This window comes from Streptomyces sp. NPDC034049, from assembly GCF_055575575.1.
Window position 1 is genome coordinate 508597 of record NZ_JBVISJ010000003.1, and the last position, 16480, is coordinate 525076.

Sequence of the window (16480 nt, forward strand, 5' to 3'; positions counted from 1 at the left end):
GCGGCACTCTGATCGGTTCCGTGCAGCGGGCGATGCGGCTGCTGGAAGCCGTCGCCGAGCGAGAACACGGAGCGCCCGCCAAACAGCTGGCGCGGGACGCAGGGCTCGCGCTGCCGACGGCGTACCACCTGCTCCGCACACTGGTCCACGAGGGCTATCTCCGTCGGGAGAAGGGATTGTTCTTCCTCGGCGGGGCGGCCGAGCGGTTGAGCAGCAGCGGAGCGCAGCAGAAACGTCGCAGCACGGTGAGCGAGGCGCTGGCGCACTGGCGGGACGCCCTGGGTGTGCCCGTCTACTTCGCGATCTACCGGGACGGCGAGATCGAGGTCATGTGCGTCGCCGACAGCGCGAACATCCCGGCCGTCGAGGAATGGGCCGATTTCCGGGAGACGGGGCACGCCCACGCCATCGGACAGTGCCTGCTGTCCCAACTGAGCGAGGAGGCCCGCCGCGACCACCTGGACCGCTATCCGGTGCAGTCACTCACCCCGTACACCGTTCGTGACGAGGAGACACTGCTCCGGCGGCTCGGGCGCCTCGGGCGCATGGAGCCGGTGGTGGAGCACCAGGAGTACGCCCTCGGGACGGTCTGCGCCGCGATTCCCATCACCGCGGGGACGACCGCCGGGACCCTCGCCATCTCGCTGCCCTCGCACCAGGCGGCCCGGCTGTTGCCACTGGCCCATCAGTTGCAGACGGAGATCGGAAAGCTGCTAGGGACACTCGCGATCTCTATCAGCATCTGAAAAATCACTCCTTGTGATCTCCCGTGTACTTTCAGCAAACTTCCAGAGGTGTCAGGCGGATGATCCTGGCCAGTCGACGAACACGGCGGGGTAGGCGATGCGCGAGTCGGTACAGGCAGAAGTCATGATGAGCTTCCTCGTCTCGGAGGAGCTCTCCTTCCGCATTCCGGTGGAGCTGCGTTATGAGACCTGTGATCCCTACGCCGTGCGGCTGACCTTCCACCTGCCCGGAGACGCACCGGTGACCTGGGCCTTCGGGCGGGAGCTGCTCATCGACGGAGTGGGCCGACCGTGCGGGGACGGGGACGTCCACATCGCGCCCGCCGACCCGGAGACCTTCGGTGAGGTCCTGATCCGGCTTCAGGTGGGGAGCGACCAGGCCATGTTCCGGGTCGGCACGGCGCCGCTGGTGGCCTTCCTGGACCGCACCGACAAGCTCGTGCCGCTGGGGCAGGAGCGTTCCCTCGCCGACTTCGACGCACTGCTCGACGAGGCGCTGGACCGCATCCTGGCGGAGGAGCAGAGCGCGGGCTGAACGTTACGGCGACGGGGTGCCGTAACGCTTCAGCGCTTGCGGCGCCGCCCCCTTCCGCCACGGGCCGGAGCGGGCACGGGCGCCGCTTCGGAGGTGCTCGGACGGTCGGCGGAGACGACGAGGGCGGCCAGCGCGGTGGTCACCGGCACCGAGGCCACCAGACCGATCGAGCCGACGAGCATGCGCACGATCTCCTCGGCGACCAGCTCGCTGTTGGCGACCGTGCCGACGCTGCTCTGCGCGATCGAGAAGAGCAGCAGCAGCGGCAGCGCGGCACCGGCGTAGGCGAGAACGAGGGTGTTGACCACCGACGCGATGTGGTCGCGGCCGATGCGGATGCCCGCGCGGTACAGGTTCCGCCAGCCCATCGTGGGGTTGGCCTCGTGCAGCTCCCAGACGGCCGACGTCTGGGTGACCGTCACGTCGTCGAGCACACCGAGCGAGCCGATGATGACGCCCGCGAGCAGCAGGCCGCTCATGTCGATCGTCGGGTACAGCCCATGGATCAGACCGGTGTTGTCGTCCGTGTTGCCGGTCAGGTAGGCCGAGCCGATGAACGTCGAGCCCAGCAGGCCGATCAGCAGCAGCGAGATCAGGGTGCCGATCACCGCCACGGAGGTCCGGGCCGAGAGCCCGTGGCACATGTAGAGGGCGATGAGCATGATGGCGCTCGCCCCGACCACTGCCACCACCAGCGGGTTCGAGCCCTGGAGGATGGCCGGCAGGATGAAGAGGGTCAGCACCAGGAAGCTGATGGCCAGCGCCACCAGAGCCATGAGACCGCGCATCCGGCCCACGACCACGACGGCGAGTGCGAAGATCCCGGCGAGCAGCACCATCGGGAACTTCCGGTTCACATCGGTGACCGAGTACTGCAGGTCCTTGGGCGCGGCGGGTTCGTACGCGACCACGACCTCCTGCCCCTGCTCCAACTGCCGTGACTGGTCCGGCTGGACGATCTCCGTGAAGGTACGGCCCTTGTCGTCACCGGTGTCGACCCGGACCGTGGCCTTCTTGCAGGTGCCGTTCGCCTGCTGCTGCGCGGACGAGCCCTCCGCGGTGGACGTGTCGCCGTTCGGGGTGTCGCCGGAGGCGTTCACCGACGAACAGCTGACCTCTTCGACCTTGGTGACGGTGGCCTGCTGCGTCTGACGGTCGAAGCCCACCCCCGTGCGTTCGTGCGCCGGTGCGCCGCCGGGCCAGAGCACGACGAGACCCACGACGACCGCGGTGGCGAAGGGGATCAGCACCGCCGCGATGACCTTGCGCAGGTGCTGCGAAACGGGTGCGGCGGGGCCGTGGCTATGACTGTGGGAATGGCCGTGGCCGCCGCCGGAGGACGGGCCCTGGCCGTGGCCCCCTCCGGAGCCGTGTCCGCCTCCCGAACCGGGGCCCCCTGCGGATCCGGGGCCCCCTCCGGAACCATGTCCGCCTCCGGAACCGTATCCATGGCCACCGTCGGAGCCACGCCCATGGCCGTTTCCGGGGCCATGGCCGTGGGGCGGCTCGGGGGGCGGAGGCGGGGGCTGCTGCGTCGTGGTCACCGACCGATCATCGCAAGAACGAGCGATGCCCACTGTTCACCGCGCCACATCTGCCGCTAGCGTGGAGGCACCTTTGCACACGCGGGAGCTCGGAGCACCGGGCTGAGAGGGCGCTGACCTCCGCAGACGCGATGTTTCACGTGGAACATCGTCGGGCGGAAATCGCTGCGTCGACCGCTGAACCTGTTACCGGGTAATGCCGGCGTAGGGAGTAGGTCTCATGACCATCGAGGACACACGCACGCCTGCCTCCAGCCAGACGGACGGGGCATCCGCCGCGTCCCAGGGCGAGGACAGCCAGGGCGAACAGCCCCTGGAGGCCGGGAAGTCCATCGGCTGGCACAAGGCGTACATCGAGGGCTCACGCCCCGATCTGCGAGTGCCGGTCCGCCAGGTGCACCTCACCAACGGACAGTCCGTCACCCTGTACGACACCTCCGGCCCGTACACCGATCCGAACGCGGACACCGACGTCAGGCGGGGGCTGCTCCCCCTGCGCGAGAACTGGATCATCGCCAGGGGGGACACCGAGGAGTACGCGGGCCGTCCCGTCCGCCCGGAGGACGACGGGATCAAGCACACCTCGCCGCGGGGCGGGCTGCGCAACCTCGACGCGGTGTTCCCGGGGCGGCCGCGCCAGCCGCGCCGGAGCCGCGACGGCCGGGCCGTGACCCAACTCGCGTACGCACGACGCGGAGAGATCACGCCCGAGATGGAGTACGTGGCCGTTCGGGAGAACGTCTCGCCGGAGGTCGTCCGGGAGGAGATCGCCGCAGGCCGGGCCGTACTGCCCGCGAACGTCAATCACCCCGAGATCGAGCCGATGATCATCGGCAAGCGGTTCCTGGTGAAGGTCAACGCCAACATCGGGAACTCCGCGGTCACCTCCTCCATCGAGGAGGAGGTCGAGAAGATGACCTGGGCGACCCGCTGGGGCGCCGACACGGTCATGGATCTCTCCACCGGCCGGAACATCCACACCACCCGCGAGTGGGTGCTGCGCAACTCCCCCGTCCCCATCGGCACGGTGCCGCTGTACCAGGCGCTCGAGAAGGTCGACGGCAAGGCCGAGGAGCTCACCTGGGAGATCTACAAGGACACCGTCATCGAGCAGGCCGAACAAGGTGTGGACTACATGACGGTCCATGCGGGCGTGCGCCTCGCGTATGTGCCGCTCACGGCGAACCGCAAGACGGGCATCGTCTCGCGCGGTGGTTCGATCATGGCGGCCTGGTGCCTCGCCCACCACAAGGAGTCGTTCCTCTACGAGAACTTCGAGGAACTGTGCGAGATCCTCGCCGCCTACGACGTCACCTACTCCCTCGGCGACGGTCTGCGGCCCGGATCCATCGCGGACGCCAACGACGAGGCGCAGTTCGCGGAGTTGCGCACGCTCGGGGAGCTCAACCGGATCGCGAAGCGTTTCGATGTGCAGACCATGATCGAGGGCCCGGGGCATGTCCCGATGCACAAGATCAAGGAGAACATCGACCTGCAGCAGGAGATCTGCGACGAGGCTCCGTTCTATACGCTCGGCCCGCTGACGACGGACGTCGCTCCGGCGTACGACCACATCACCTCAGGCATAGGTGCCGCGATGATCGCGTGGTGGGGCACGGCGATGCTCTGCTACGTCACGCCCAAGGAGCACTTGGGGCTGCCCAACCGTGACGACGTGAAGACCGGCGTGATCACCTACAAGATCGCGGCTCACGCCGCGGACCTCGCCAAGGGACATCCGGGCGCACAGGAGTGGGACGACGCGCTGTCGGACGCCCGCTTCGAGTTCCGCTGGGAGGACCAGTTCAACCTGGCCCTCGACCCCGACACGGCCCGTGAGTTCCACGACGAGACACTCCCGGCCGAACCGGCCAAGACGGCTCACTTCTGCTCCATGTGCGGACCGAAGTTCTGCTCGATGAAGATCTCCCAGGACATCCGCCGTGAACACGGTGGCTCCCGGGCCGACATCGAGGCGGGCATGGCCCAGAAGTCCAAGGAGTTCGCGGAAGCGGGGAACCGGGTGTATCTGCCGATGGCGGACTGAGATACGTGGGCGGGAGCGTCACGTTCGGCCGGGAAATCGTGCGTGGGTCCCGTTGCCCGGGCGCGGTTGCGCTGTAGCCGCGCGGATCGCGCTGCCCGTGCGACGAGCGGTGCTCTGCCGGCCTGTTGCCGGGAGAGCCCGCCGCCGCGGGTGGGCGGTGGCCGGAGGCCGGTCGTCAGTCCGGCTGGTGTTCCGGGCCGCCGAAGTCCGGGCTGGTGAAGTCCGGGCTGCTGTAGCTGGGTCGGGAGCCGGCGCTGCCGCTCTCCGGGCTGCTGCTGAAGCTCGGGCGGTTGTAGCCGAGGTGCGGCATGCGGCTGGGCGGGGCCGGACGCTCCGGTTCGAGCAGCAGCGCCGGACCCGGGTTCGCGAGGGCGTCGCGGAGGAACGGCAGGATGCCGCGCTCCAGGAGGGCCTCGCGCCAGGCCTCCCTGGCCCGGTTCAACTCCTCGTTCAGCTCGCTGCGCACTCCGTCGTCGAGAAGGGCGGTGGCGTTGTTGCGCAGGGCGGTGAGCAGGAGGCCGATCGCGGCCACCAGGATCGCCGCCGCGGTGACCGCACCGAAGACCCACCCTGTGGTCAGGAGGGTCTCGGCGATCGCCCGCTCGGGGTCGAGCACCTTCATGACGTACCCCACGAGCAGGAAGAGCACCGCCGCGGTTCCGGCGAGGACAGGAGCGAGCACCGCGGCGATGGCACCGGCGCCGGCCCCCGCCGCTTCGGTGACCTCGCCCATGGTGGCGGCGAGGCTCACCGTGGAGCCGTCCGGCTCGCTGGAGCCGGATGCCGTCCCCTCGGCGGCGGGCGTGGTGGCCGACGGCGGGCTGCGGAACTCGTCGCGCACCTTGACGTAGTACTGGTATTCGGTCGCCGCGGCGGCTGTGATGATCGCCGAGGCGTTGAGGGCCATGGTGCGCAGCTGTTCGGTGTTGAGCCGCTGGAGGCCGGCGGCGAATTCCGGGCGGTGTGGTGCGGAGCGCAGCGCCTCGCCGAGGATCCGCTCGTAATCCTGGCGGTCCTCACTGAGCAGGTGCTGCGGAACGCTGTTCATGTGCATCCCCCGATGCTCCGTAGGGCTTGTGGCTCGGCATGCTGACGAGCCGTCGGGCAGAAACGGAGGGGAGCCTGCTACGGATAAGCCGATGGTAGAGCGGTGACGGCAGGCGGTGACAGGGGGTTTGAAGAAATTGGCCCCTGGCCAGCGAAGTCTTCCGACGGCGTACGCCTGCCCGTTGACGGCTCAGTCAGGCAGCGGAAGTTCCTGGACCAGCAGCTTTCCGGCCATGGTCACACCGCCGTCCATGGCGACGGCCAGACCGTCCGCATAGGTGTACGGTCCGTTGACCGAGGGGCCCGTGCCGTCCTCGCCGTCCTCCGAGCCGACCTCTCCCAGGAGGTACGGGATCGGGCTGTGACCATGGACGATGCGGGTGCCGCCGTAGGTCTCGAGCAGTGAGCGCACGGCATCCGCGCCGTCGTCGCGGAAGGAGAAGCGACGGGTGAACTTGCGGAAGAGGTCCCAGACCTCGTCCGGGTCGTTGCGGGTGATGGTCTCGCGGACGGTGTCGTTGACCGCCTCGATGGAGTCGCCGTAGTCGCGGTAGGCGGTGGTGTCGGAGTGCACCAGGAGGTGGCCGTCGACCTCCTCCATGGCGTCCAGACGAGCCATCCACTGGAGGTGGTGGTCCTGGAGGCGGTCCATGTCGGTCTTCTGGCCGCCGTTGAGGAGCCAGGCGGCCTGGAAGGTGGCCGTGCCCGCGCCGGAGTTGACGGGGGTGTCGCCGAAGCGCTTGGCGCCCAGCAGCAGCAGCTCGTGGTTGCCCATGAGGGCCTTGCAGTAGCCGCCGGCCGCGGCGGCCTCGGCGGACAGGCGCATCACGAGGTCGATGACGCCGATGCCGTCCGGGCCCCGGTCGGTGAAGTCGCCGAGGAACCAGAGCCGGGCGGTGCCCGCCGACCAGTTGCCCGCGGCGTCGACGAGGCCCTTCTCGTGGAGCGCGGCGAGGAGCTCGTCCAGATAGCCGTGGACGTCTCCGACGACGAAGAGCGGGCTCGGCCGGTCGGAGGCCGGCTCGGCCGCCGTGGCCTCTGGGTCGATCACGACCTGGAGGGTGTCGCCCCGGTTGATCACCGGAAGGTCTCGCTGGGTCGGGGTGTATCCGTCGGGGTAGCCCTCGGGATCCTCGGCCGGCCCGGGGCCTTCGCCGGGGGCCGCGGAGTGTCCGTACGGACCGGCCTCGTGAACGTACGCGGGCACGCGGAAGTCGCGCACCGTCGGCGTCCGCACCTCGGGTCCCTGACCGGCCCCCTGAGTCATCGACCCCTCCACCACCATCGCCCGCATCTGCACCGCATCGGACTGCCTGGTCGCAGCGGCCCGCGGTGTGTGCGCCCATCATAGGAATGCGGATCGCGCCGTGTGATGACCCAGGGGTGGTGAAATGGCGCAGGGCCCCAGTTCACCGCGGTTTTCTCCCGAATTGGGCGGGGCTCTCCCCGCCCGATCCCCGTTCGGATCCTCAAGTCGGGCGTCAACCCGCTTCGGGTGATCGTGGCGGGCTGACCGTCGTACGCGGCGGACGCCGCTGGGACGAGGTCCGCACGATCAACTCCGTCGGTATCACCTGCTCGACCGGTTGGTCCGATTCGACCCCCTCGATCGCGTCGATGAGGAGCTGGACCACGGCTGTGCCGATCCGGCGCGGCTTCAGCGAGAGCGTGGTGATCGGCGGCTCGGTGGTCGCGTACACGGCGGACTCGCTGCAGCAGACGAGCAGCAGGTCCTCGGGGACGCGCAGACCGTAACGCCGGGCCGCGGCGAGCAGGTCGGTGCCGTTCGGGTCGAAGAGGCCGTAGACCGCGTCCGGGCGGTCCGGCCGGGCCAGCAGGCGGTCGGCCGCGACGGCGCCCGCGCACGGATCGTGCGCGGGATAGGACTCGTAGACAGGATCCTGGCCCACGCGCTCGCACCAGCGCAGATATGCGGTGGTGGAGAGGTGCGTGTACGTGTCCGTCGAGGTGCCGGTCAGGAGCCCGATCCGGCGGGCGCCCGCGTCGGCCAGGTGGTCGAGGATGCCGAGGACGGCGGCCTCGTGGTCGTTGTCCACCCATGCGGTGACCGGCAGCGAGCCGGCCGGCCGGCCGTCGGAGACCACCGGTAATCCCTGGCGGACCAGTTCGCTGACGACCGGGTCGTGGTCGGAGGGGTCGATGACGACCGTGCCGTCCAGGGCGACGTTCGACCACACGTCGTGCCGCGAGGTCGCGGGGAGGATGACCAGGGCGTAGCCCCGGGCCAGCGCGGCCGAGGTGGCGGCCCGCGCCATTTCCGCGAAGTACGCGAACTCGGTGAAGGTGAAAGGTTCATCCCCGTAGGTGGTCACGGTCAGGCCGATGAGGCCCGATTTGCCGGTTCTGAGAGTTCGGGCGGCCGCCGAGGGGCGGTAGCCAAGTCGGTCGGCGACCTCGCGTACATGGCGTCGGGTGGCGTCCGGGAGCCGGCCCTTGCCGTTGAGGGCGTCGGAAACGGTCGTGATGGAGACTCCGGCGGCGGCGGCCACGTCCCGGATGCCCGCTCGGCCCGACCGGTTGCCTCGGCGGGGAGTTTCCGCGCGGCTCACCTGGTGCTTCCCTGCTGCTGTCATGGCGAGCCGATAGTAGGGCTCATGCGGTGGGGTAGTGCGGACGCATATGCACTCGTTGACAGGCACGTTTCTGCAAGGTCATCAAGGGTCGATTTCCTTGTATTGCAAGGGAGTTGAACCATCCCATGTCAGGACGTGACGCGTCGACGCGCATGGGCCTGCCAAGTTGCCGATGTCTCGAAGAGGTCTCAACTCACCTGGACGGGTGATGCGCGCTACGGCGTGAGCCACCGGCGCGTACGTCCATGAGCAGTGCGCCCCCTGATTCGTCCCCCTTCGTGCCCTGATGCCCTTGGGGCTGCTGTGACGGTGGAGGCGTGGACGCCGGGCGGGCGCGGAGCGGACGTGGTTGTCCACAGGCCATTCGCAGGCGCGCCGAATCCTCATAAGGTGAGAAGCATTACGTCGACGAGGAGGACTGCGGTGAGCGAGACGAGCCCCAAGCTGCGAGCCGAGCTGGAGGGTATCCCCACCTACAAGCCCGGCAAGCCGGCCGCGGCGGGCGGCCCGGTGGCGTACAAGCTGTCCTCCAACGAGAACCCGTACCCGCCGCTGCCCGGCGTGCTGGAGAGCGTGACGGGGTCGGCCGCGTCCTTCAACCGGTACCCGGACATGGCGTGCACGGGGCTCATGAGCGAGCTCGCGGACCGGTTCGGGGTGCCGGTCACGGACCTCGCCACGGGCACCGGCTCGGTCGGTGTGGCCCAGCAGCTGCTGCAGGCGACCTCGGGGCCGGGCGACGAGGTGATCTACGCCTGGCGGTCGTTCGAGGCGTATCCGATCATCACGCAGATCAGCGGGGCCACGTCCGTGCAGGTGCCCCTGACGCCGGGCGATGTGCACGACCTGGACGCGATGGCGGACGCGATCACCGACCGAACCCGGCTGATTTTCGTCTGCAACCCGAACAACCCGACGGGCACGGCGGTCCGCCGTGCCGAGCTGGAGCGGTTCCTCGACCGGGTGCCCGGCGATGTGCTGGTGGTGCTGGACGAGGCGTACCGCGAGTTCGTGCGGGACGTCGAGGTTCCGGACGGCGTCCAGTTCTACCGTGAGCGGCCGAACGTCTGTGTGCTGCGCACCTTCTCCAAGGCGTACGGGCTCGCGGGGCTCCGGGTGGGCTTCGCGATCGCTCACGAACCGGTGGCGGCCGCGCTGCGGAAGACGGCCGTGCCGTTCGGTGTGAGCCAACTCGCACAGGACGCCGCCGTCGCCTCGCTGCGCGCCGAGGACGAGCTGCTCGGCCGGGTCGGTTCACTGGTCTGCGAGCGGAACCGGGTGCTCGAGACGCTGCGCGGGCAGGGCTGGACGGTGCCGGAGACACAGGCGAACTTCGTCTGGCTGCGGCTGGGGGAGCGCACCGTCGAGTTCGCCGGCGCTTGCGAGCAGGCCGGCGTCGTCGTGCGGCCGTTCCCGGGCGAGGGGGTGCGGGTGACGATCGGAGAGACCGAGGCCAACGACATCTTCCTGAAGGTGACGGAGGCCTTCCGCAAGGAGCTGTAGTCGGGGTTTCCGACTGGCTCTGCGGGGCCGTCGACCAGGGGTCCGGAGATTCTTCTCCGGGCCCCTTGCCTTTTTCGGGGACCCCGGGGTTCGGCCTCGAACGGGCATGCCATAATTGCTTGTGAATGTGAACGCGTTCACAAGCGCGTCCTGGTTGTCCTGAGATGTACGTGTCACCCGGGACAAACTGCCGCAGTGCCACGGCATGTAAGGAGAAGACGTGGATCTCGCTCTGGCGCCGGAGACTCTGGCGCGATGGCAGTTCGGCATCACGACCGTCTACCACTTCCTCTTCGTCCCCCTGACGATCTCGCTCGCCGCGCTCACCGCGGGCCTGCAGACCGCCTGGGTGCGCTCGGGGAAGGAGAAGTACCTCCAGGCCACCAAGTTCTGGGGCAAGCTCTTCCTGATCAACATCGCGATGGGGGTCGTCACCGGCATCGTGCAGGAGTTCCAGTTCGGCATGAACTGGTCGGACTACTCCCGCTTCGTCGGCGATGTCTTCGGAGCCCCGCTCGCCTTCGAGGCGCTGATCGCCTTCTTCTTCGAGTCGACCTTCATCGGCCTGTGGATCTTCGGCTGGGACAAGCTCCCGCAGAAGATCCATCTGGCCTGCATCTGGATGGTCTCCATAGGCACGATCCTGTCGGCGTACTTCATCCTCGCGGCCAACTCCTGGATGCAGCACCCGGTCGGTTACCGGATCAACGAGGCGAAGGGCCGGGCCGAGCTCACCGACTTCTGGCTCGTCCTCACCCAGAACACCGCGCTGACGCAGGTCTTCCACACCCTCGCGGCGGCCTTCCTCGCCGGCGGAGCCTTCATGGTCGGCATCGCCGCCTTCCATCTGGCCCGCAAGAAGCACATCGCGATGATGAAGACCTCGCTGCGCCTCGGCCTGGTCACCGTCGTGATCGCCGGCATGCTCACCGCGATCAGCGGTGACCTGCTCGGCAAGGTCATGTTCAAGCAGCAGCCGATGAAGATGGCGGCGGCCGAGGCTCTGTGGGACGGCGAGGCACCCGCGCCGTTCTCCGTCTTCGCCTACGGCGACGTCGACGAGGGCCACAACAAGGTCGCCGTCGAGATCCCCGGCCTGCTGTCCTTCCTCGCCAACGACGACTTCGACTCGTACGTCCCCGGCATCAACGACGTCAACAAGTCCGAGCAGGAGAAGTTCGGGCCCGGCGACTACCGGCCCAACATCCCGGTCGCCTACTGGGGCTTCCGCTGGATGATCGGCTTCGGCATGGCGTCCGTCGCGATCGGCGCGGCCGGCCTCTGGCTCACCCGCCGGAAGTTCCTGTTGCCGCAGCACCTGCGGGTCGGCGACGACGAGGTGCCGCATCTCGTCCTGCTGCCGAAGAAGGCCCTCGGCCCGACGCTCACCAAGTGGTACTGGCGCATCGCGGTGCTGACCCTCGGCTTCCCGCTGATCGCCAGCTCCTGGGGCTGGATCTTCACCGAGATGGGCCGCCAGCCCTGGGTCGTCTACGGCGTGCTGCGCACCGAGGACGCGGTCTCCCCCGGGGTCTCCCAGGGCGAGATCATCACCTCGATGCTCGTCTTCACCACGCTGTACGCCATCCTCGCCGTCGTCGAGGTCAAGCTGCTCGTGAAGTACGTCAAGGCGGGGCCGCCCGAGCTGACGGAGGCCGACCTCAACCCGCCCACGAAGATCGGCGGCGACTCCCGTGACGCCGACAAGCCGATGGCCTTCTCGTACTAGGCCGCACCGGGCCAAGGGAGCACAGTCATGGAACTTCACGACGTCTGGTTCGTCCTCATCGCCGTCCTGTGGATCGGCTACTTCTTCCTGGAGGGCTTCGACTTCGGGGTCGGTGTCCTCACCAAACTGCTGGCCCGGAACCGTCCGGAGAAGCGGGTCCTCATCAACACCATCGGGCCCGTCTGGGACGGCAACGAGGTCTGGCTGCTCTCGGCGGGCGGCGCGACCTTCGCCGCCTTCCCCGAGTGGTACGCCACCCTCTTCTCCGGCTTCTATCTGCCGCTGCTGCTCATCCTGGTCTGCCTGATCGTCCGTGGTGTGGCCTTCGAGTACCGGGTGAAGCGGCCCGAGGAGAACTGGCAGCGCAACTGGGAGACGGCGATCTTCTGGACCTCGCTGCTCCCCGCCTTCCTGTGGGGCGTGGCCTTCGCCAACATCGTGCGCGGGGTGAAGATCGACCGCGACTTCGAGTATGTGGGCGGCCTCGGTGACCTGCTCAACCCGTACGCCCTGCTGGGCGGTCTGGTCACGCTGACGCTGTTCACCTTCCACGGGACGGTGTTCGTCGGCCTCAAGACCGTGGGGGACATCCGAGAGCGGGCGCGCACGCTGGCCCTGCGCATAGGTGCCGTGACGGCCGGAGTGGCGCTTCTCTTCCTGCTCTGGACGCAGATCGAGAAGGGTGACGGCGCTTCCCTGGTCGCCGCGGTCGTGGCGGTCGCCGCGCTGGTGGTGGCGCTCGTGGCGGTTCGGGCCGGGCGTGAGGGCTGGGCGTTCGCCCTGTCGGGGGTCACGATCGTGGCCGCTGTCGCGATGCTCTTCCTCACGCTCTTCCCGAATGTCATGCCGTCCTCGCTGAACGAGGACTGGAGCCTCACGGTCACCAATGCCTCGTCCAGCCCGTACACCCTGAAGATCATGACGTGGTGCGCGGCCATCGCCACCCCGGTGGTCATGCTCTACCAGGGGTGGACCTACTGGGTCTTCCGCAAGCGGATCGGTACGCAGCACATCGCCGAGTCGGTGCACTGAGTTCCGGTGCGGAGGTGTGTTTGACGATGTTTCACGTGAAACACACCTTCCCGGGCCGAAGAGGCATGTTTCACGTGAAACATGCCTGCTGAGAAGAGGGTGTTTCACGTGAAACCGATCGATCCACGCCTGTTGCGGTACGCGCGCGCCACTCGCTTCTTTCTGGTGGTCGTCGTCGGACTGGGTGTCGCGGGAGCCGCGCTCGTCATCGCGCAGGCCATGCTCATCGCCGACGTGGTGGTCGGTGCTTTCCAGCAGGGGAAGCCGGTCTCCGAACTCCGCACTCCCCTGCTGCTCCTGGCCGCGGTCGCACTCGGCCGGGCTCTGGTCTCCTGGCTCACCGAGCTGGCCGCTCACCGCGCGAGTGCGGCGGTGAAGTCGGAGCTGCGGGGGCGGCTGCTGGAACAGGCCACCGCCCTGGGGCCCGGCTGGCTGAGCGGGCAGCGCACCGGTTCGCTGGTCGCCCTCGCCACCCGTGGGGTCGACGCGCTCGACGATTACTTCTCGCGCTATCTGCCGCAACTGGGTCTCGCCGTCGTCGTGCCCGTCGCGGTTCTCGCGCGGATCGTCACCGAGGACTGGGTGTCGGCGACGATCATCGTCGGAACGTTGCCGCTGATCCCGGTCTTCATGGTGCTCATCGGCTGGGCCACCCGCTCGCAGATGGACCGTCAGTGGCGGCTGCTGTCGCAGCTGTCGGGGCACTTCCTGGATGTCGTCGCCGGCCTGCCGACGCTGAAGGTGTTCGGCCGGGCCAAGGCGCAGGCCGAGTCGATCAAGCGGATCACCGGCGAGTACCGCCAGGCGACCATGCGGACCCTGCGGATCGCCTTCCTGTCGTCCTTCGCGCTGGAACTGCTCGCGACGATCTCGGTCGCGCTGGTCGCGGTCACCATCGGTATGCGGCTCGTGCACGGCGAGATGGACCTGTACATCGGTCTGGTCATCCTCGTCCTGGCTCCCGAGGCGTATCTGCCGGTCCGGCAGGTGGGCGCCCAGTTCCACGCGGCCGCCGAGGGGCTCGCGGCGGCCGAGGAGATCTTCGAGGTCCTGGAGACGCCGGTGCCGGCGCCCGGGGCCGGGGAAGTACCGCCCACGCGCGAACTGCGCTTCGACGGGGCGACCGTCCGCTATCCCGGTCGTTCGTACGACGCCGTCTCGGACGTCTCCTTCACCGTGGCCCCCGGCGAGACGGTGGCGCTCGTCGGGCCGAGCGGCGTGGGCAAGTCGACCCTGCTGAACGTGCTGTTGGGGTTCACGGAGGTGACGGCCGGTTCGGTGCGGGTCGGGGGAGCCGATCTCTCCTCGCTCGACCTGGACGCGTGGCGATCGCAGGTGGCCTGGGTGCCGCAGCGGCCGCACCTGTACGCAGGGACCATCGCGGAGAACGTACGGCTGGCCCGACCGGACGCGGACGACGCGGCGCTACGGCGGGCGCTCGCCGACGCGGGAGCGCTCGATTTCGTGGACGCCCTGCCCGCCGGGGTCGACACGGTCCTCGGTGAGGACGGCGTCGGCCTCTCCGCCGGACAGCGCCAACGCCTCGCCCTCGCCCGGGCGTTCCTCGCCGACCGGCCCGTGCTGCTCCTCGACGAGCCGACGGCCTCGCTGGACGGGGAGACCGAGGCGGAGGTCGTCGAGGCGGTACGGCGGCTGGCGGTGGGCCGGACCGTGCTGCTGGTGGTGCACCGTCCGGCACTGCTGGGGGTGGCGGACCGGGTGGTGCGGCTGGAGGAGGCCACGGGACGCGGGGCGCCGGCCGTCGAGCGCGATCACACGGTCGCCGTGTCCGCTCGGCCGGAACGGCCTGGGGCGTCGGAGCCGACGCCGCCCGCGGAAGACCTGCCACTGGGGCGGAGCGGAGGCGTTCTGACCAGGGTCCGCCGGATGGCCGCGCCGCGACGGGGCCGGCTCGTCCTCGCGCTGCTGCTCGGGAGCCTCGCGCTGGGCAGTGCGGTCGGGCTGATGGCGACCTCCGGATGGCTGATCTCACGGGCCTCGCAGCAGCCTCCGGTGCTGTATCTGATGGTCGCGGTGACGGCGACGAGGGCGTTCGGCATCGGGCGGGCGGTGTTCCGGTACAGCGAGCGGCTGGTGTCGCACGACGCCGTGCTGCGGATGCTGGCCGACACGAGGGTCGCCGTCTATCGGCGGCTGGAACGCCTCGCCCCCGCCGGACTGCGGACGATCCGGCGCGGCGACCTGCTCTCCCGGCTGGTCGCCGACGTGGACGCGCTGCAGGACTACTGGGTGCGCTGGCTGCTGCCTGCCGGGGCCGCGGTGACCGTCTCCGCCGCCTCCGTCGGGTTCACCGCATGGCTGCTGCCCGAGGCGGGAGCGGTTCTGGCGGTCGGCCTGCTCGCCGCCGGGGCCGGGGTTCCTCTGGTGACCGGTGCCGTGGCCCGGCGGGCCGAGCACCGACTGGCACCGGCGCGTGGCGAGCTGGCCACCCGCGTGGCCGATCTGCTCACCGGCACCGCCGAGTTGGCGGTCGCGGGCGCCCTGCCCGTGCGCAGGGCGGAGGCGCGCCGGGCCGACCAGGACCTCACCCGGATCGCCTCCCGAGCCGCCACGGCCACCGCGCTCGGCGACGGTCTCACCGCGCTCGTCTCCGGGCTCACCGTCGCCGCCACCGCGCTCCTCGGCGCACAGGCGGTCGTCGACGGGCGGCTGAACGGTGTGGCCATGGCCGTCGTCGTGCTCACCCCGCTGGCCGCGTTCGAGGCGGTCCTGGGGATGCCGCTCGCCGTCCAGTTCCGCCAGCGGGTGCGCAGGAGCGCGGAGCGCGTGTACGAGGTGCTGGACGCACCGGACCCCGTCCGCGAACCGGAGGCGTCGGCCGAGGCGCCGGCGTCGCCGTTCCCGCTGCGGCTCGAAGGGCTCGGCGCGCGGTACGCCGGGCAGGACCGGAACGCGCTCACCGGGCTGGACCTCACCCTCGAAGAGGGCCGCAGGATCGCCGTGGTCGGTGTCTCGGGGGCGGGCAAGACGACGCTCGCGCAGGTGCTGCTGCGGTTCCTGGACGTGCGCGAGGGGACCTACACGCTGGGCGGCGTGGACGCGCGCACGCTCGACGGGGACGCGGTGCGGCGGCTCGTGGGGCTGTGCGCCCAGGACGCGCACCTCTTCGACAGTTCGGTGCGGGAGAACCTGCTGCTCGCCCGGAAGGACGCCGGTGAGGCGGGGCTGCGGGACGCGCTCGCGCGGGCACGGCTGCTCGACTGGGCCGACGAACTGCCCGACGGGCTCGACACCCTGATCGGCGAACACGGGGCGCGGCTGTCCGGCGGCCAGCGTCAGCGGCTCGCTCTTGCCCGCGCTCTGCTGGCCGACTTCCCCGTCCTCGTCCTCGACGAGCCCGCGGAGCACCTGGACCTGCCGACGGCCGACGCGCTCACCGCGGACCTGCTGGCCGCGACCGAGGGCCGTACGACCCTGTTGATCACCCATCGGCTGGCTGGCCTCGATGCGGTGGACGAAGTCGTCGTGCTGGCGGAGGGCCGCGTCGCGCAGCGCGGGACCTACGCGGAACTGGCCCTGGTGGACGGCCCCTTGCGGGAGATGCTGGAACGGGAGGCGGCGGGAGAACTGTTGGCCGGCGTCTGAGCGCCTCGCGGCGGCGCCGAAGCTCCCGTGGTGGTGCCCGACGTTCGGTGCGGTGTCCGGTCGGCCGCTGTGATCCTTCCGGTCGGGCCCGTTCGGT

At 69.6% G+C, this 16480-nt stretch carries 11 protein-coding genes; 7 read left to right on the forward strand and 4 right to left on the reverse strand.

Annotation, left to right across the window (positions count from 1 at the left end; translation table 11 throughout):
* The first annotated feature begins 20 nt into the window (after positions 1 to 20).
* The gene (locus tag ACZ52C_RS11900) at positions 21 to 746 is read left to right on the forward strand and encodes an IclR family transcriptional regulator (RefSeq protein WP_469074797.1); all 726 of its coding nucleotides are present in this window, start codon (positions 21 to 23) and stop codon (positions 744 to 746) included.
* A gap of 97 nt (positions 747 to 843) precedes the next feature.
* On the forward strand, positions 844 to 1281 hold the full coding sequence (locus ACZ52C_RS11905; protein WP_033530686.1) for an SsgA family sporulation/cell division regulator: 438 nt from the start codon (positions 844 to 846) through the stop codon (positions 1279 to 1281).
* Positions 1282 to 1310: 29 nt separating this feature from the next.
* Here ACZ52C_RS11905 and ACZ52C_RS11910 read toward each other — a convergent pair whose 3' ends face one another.
* Positions 1311 to 2825: a YibE/F family protein gene (locus ACZ52C_RS11910; RefSeq protein WP_469074569.1), complete on the reverse strand. Its 1515-nt coding sequence runs from the start codon at positions 2823 to 2825 to the stop codon at positions 1311 to 1313.
* A 220-nt stretch (positions 2826 to 3045) separates the two neighbouring features.
* Here ACZ52C_RS11910 and thiC point away from each other — a divergent pair, with 220 nt between their 5' ends.
* Positions 3046 to 4872: a phosphomethylpyrimidine synthase ThiC gene (gene thiC / locus ACZ52C_RS11915; protein WP_469074570.1), complete on the forward strand. Its 1827-nt coding sequence runs from the start codon at positions 3046 to 3048 to the stop codon at positions 4870 to 4872.
* Positions 4873 to 5047: 175 nt separating this feature from the next.
* Here the strand turns inward: thiC and ACZ52C_RS11920 are convergent, their stop codons facing one another.
* The 3 genes from ACZ52C_RS11920 to ACZ52C_RS11930 all read right to left on the reverse strand — a co-directional run bounded on the left by ACZ52C_RS11920 (position 5048) and on the right by ACZ52C_RS11930 (position 8513).
* Positions 5048 to 5926: a hypothetical protein gene (locus ACZ52C_RS11920; RefSeq protein ID WP_469074571.1), complete on the reverse strand. Its 879-nt coding sequence runs from the start codon at positions 5924 to 5926 to the stop codon at positions 5048 to 5050.
* 183 nt (positions 5927 to 6109) lie between these two features.
* Positions 6110 to 7201: a metallophosphoesterase family protein gene (locus ACZ52C_RS11925; protein WP_469074798.1), complete on the reverse strand. Its 1092-nt coding sequence runs from the start codon at positions 7199 to 7201 to the stop codon at positions 6110 to 6112.
* A 199-nt stretch (positions 7202 to 7400) separates the two neighbouring features.
* On the reverse strand, positions 7401 to 8513 hold the full coding sequence (locus tag ACZ52C_RS11930; protein WP_469074572.1) for a LacI family DNA-binding transcriptional regulator: 1113 nt from the start codon (positions 8511 to 8513) through the stop codon (positions 7401 to 7403).
* A 423-nt stretch (positions 8514 to 8936) separates the two neighbouring features.
* On the opposite strand from ACZ52C_RS11930, the gene hisC reads away from it, so the two are divergent.
* From hisC to cydD, 4 genes are all read left to right on the forward strand, one after another.
* The gene (gene hisC / locus ACZ52C_RS11935) at positions 8937 to 10016 is read left to right on the forward strand and encodes a histidinol-phosphate transaminase (protein WP_469074573.1); all 1080 of its coding nucleotides are present in this window, start codon (positions 8937 to 8939) and stop codon (positions 10014 to 10016) included.
* Between the two features lie 220 nt (positions 10017 to 10236).
* Entirely contained in the window at positions 10237 to 11745 is a 1509-nt protein-coding gene (locus tag ACZ52C_RS11940) for a cytochrome ubiquinol oxidase subunit I (protein WP_469074574.1), read from the forward strand.
* A 27-nt stretch (positions 11746 to 11772) separates the two neighbouring features.
* Positions 11773 to 12777: a cytochrome d ubiquinol oxidase subunit II gene (gene cydB, locus ACZ52C_RS11945; RefSeq protein ID WP_060884035.1), complete on the forward strand. Its 1005-nt coding sequence runs from the start codon at positions 11773 to 11775 to the stop codon at positions 12775 to 12777.
* A gap of 99 nt (positions 12778 to 12876) precedes the next feature.
* Positions 12877 to 16383, forward strand: coding sequence for a thiol reductant ABC exporter subunit CydD (gene cydD, locus ACZ52C_RS11950; RefSeq protein ID WP_469074799.1), 3507 nt, complete (start codon positions 12877 to 12879; stop codon positions 16381 to 16383).
* The last annotated feature ends 97 nt before the right edge of the window (positions 16384 to 16480 follow it).

Bases quoted from the DNA above. Each gene is read 5' to 3' on its own strand.
- ACZ52C_RS11905 (WP_033530686.1), top strand. From the start codon at position 844: ATGCGCGAGTCGGTACAGGCAGAAGTCATGATGAGCTTCCTCGTCTCG.
- thiC (WP_469074570.1), top strand. From the start codon at position 3,046: ATGACCATCGAGGACACACGCACGCCTGCCTCCAGCCAGACGGACGGG.
- ACZ52C_RS11920 (WP_469074571.1), bottom strand. From the start codon at position 5,926: ATGCACATGAACAGCGTTCCGCAGCACCTGCTCAGTGAGGACCGCCAG.
- ACZ52C_RS11930 (WP_469074572.1), bottom strand. From the start codon at position 8,513: ATGACAGCAGCAGGGAAGCACCAGGTGAGCCGCGCGGAAACTCCCCGC.
- cydB (WP_060884035.1), top strand. From the start codon at position 11,773: ATGGAACTTCACGACGTCTGGTTCGTCCTCATCGCCGTCCTGTGGATC.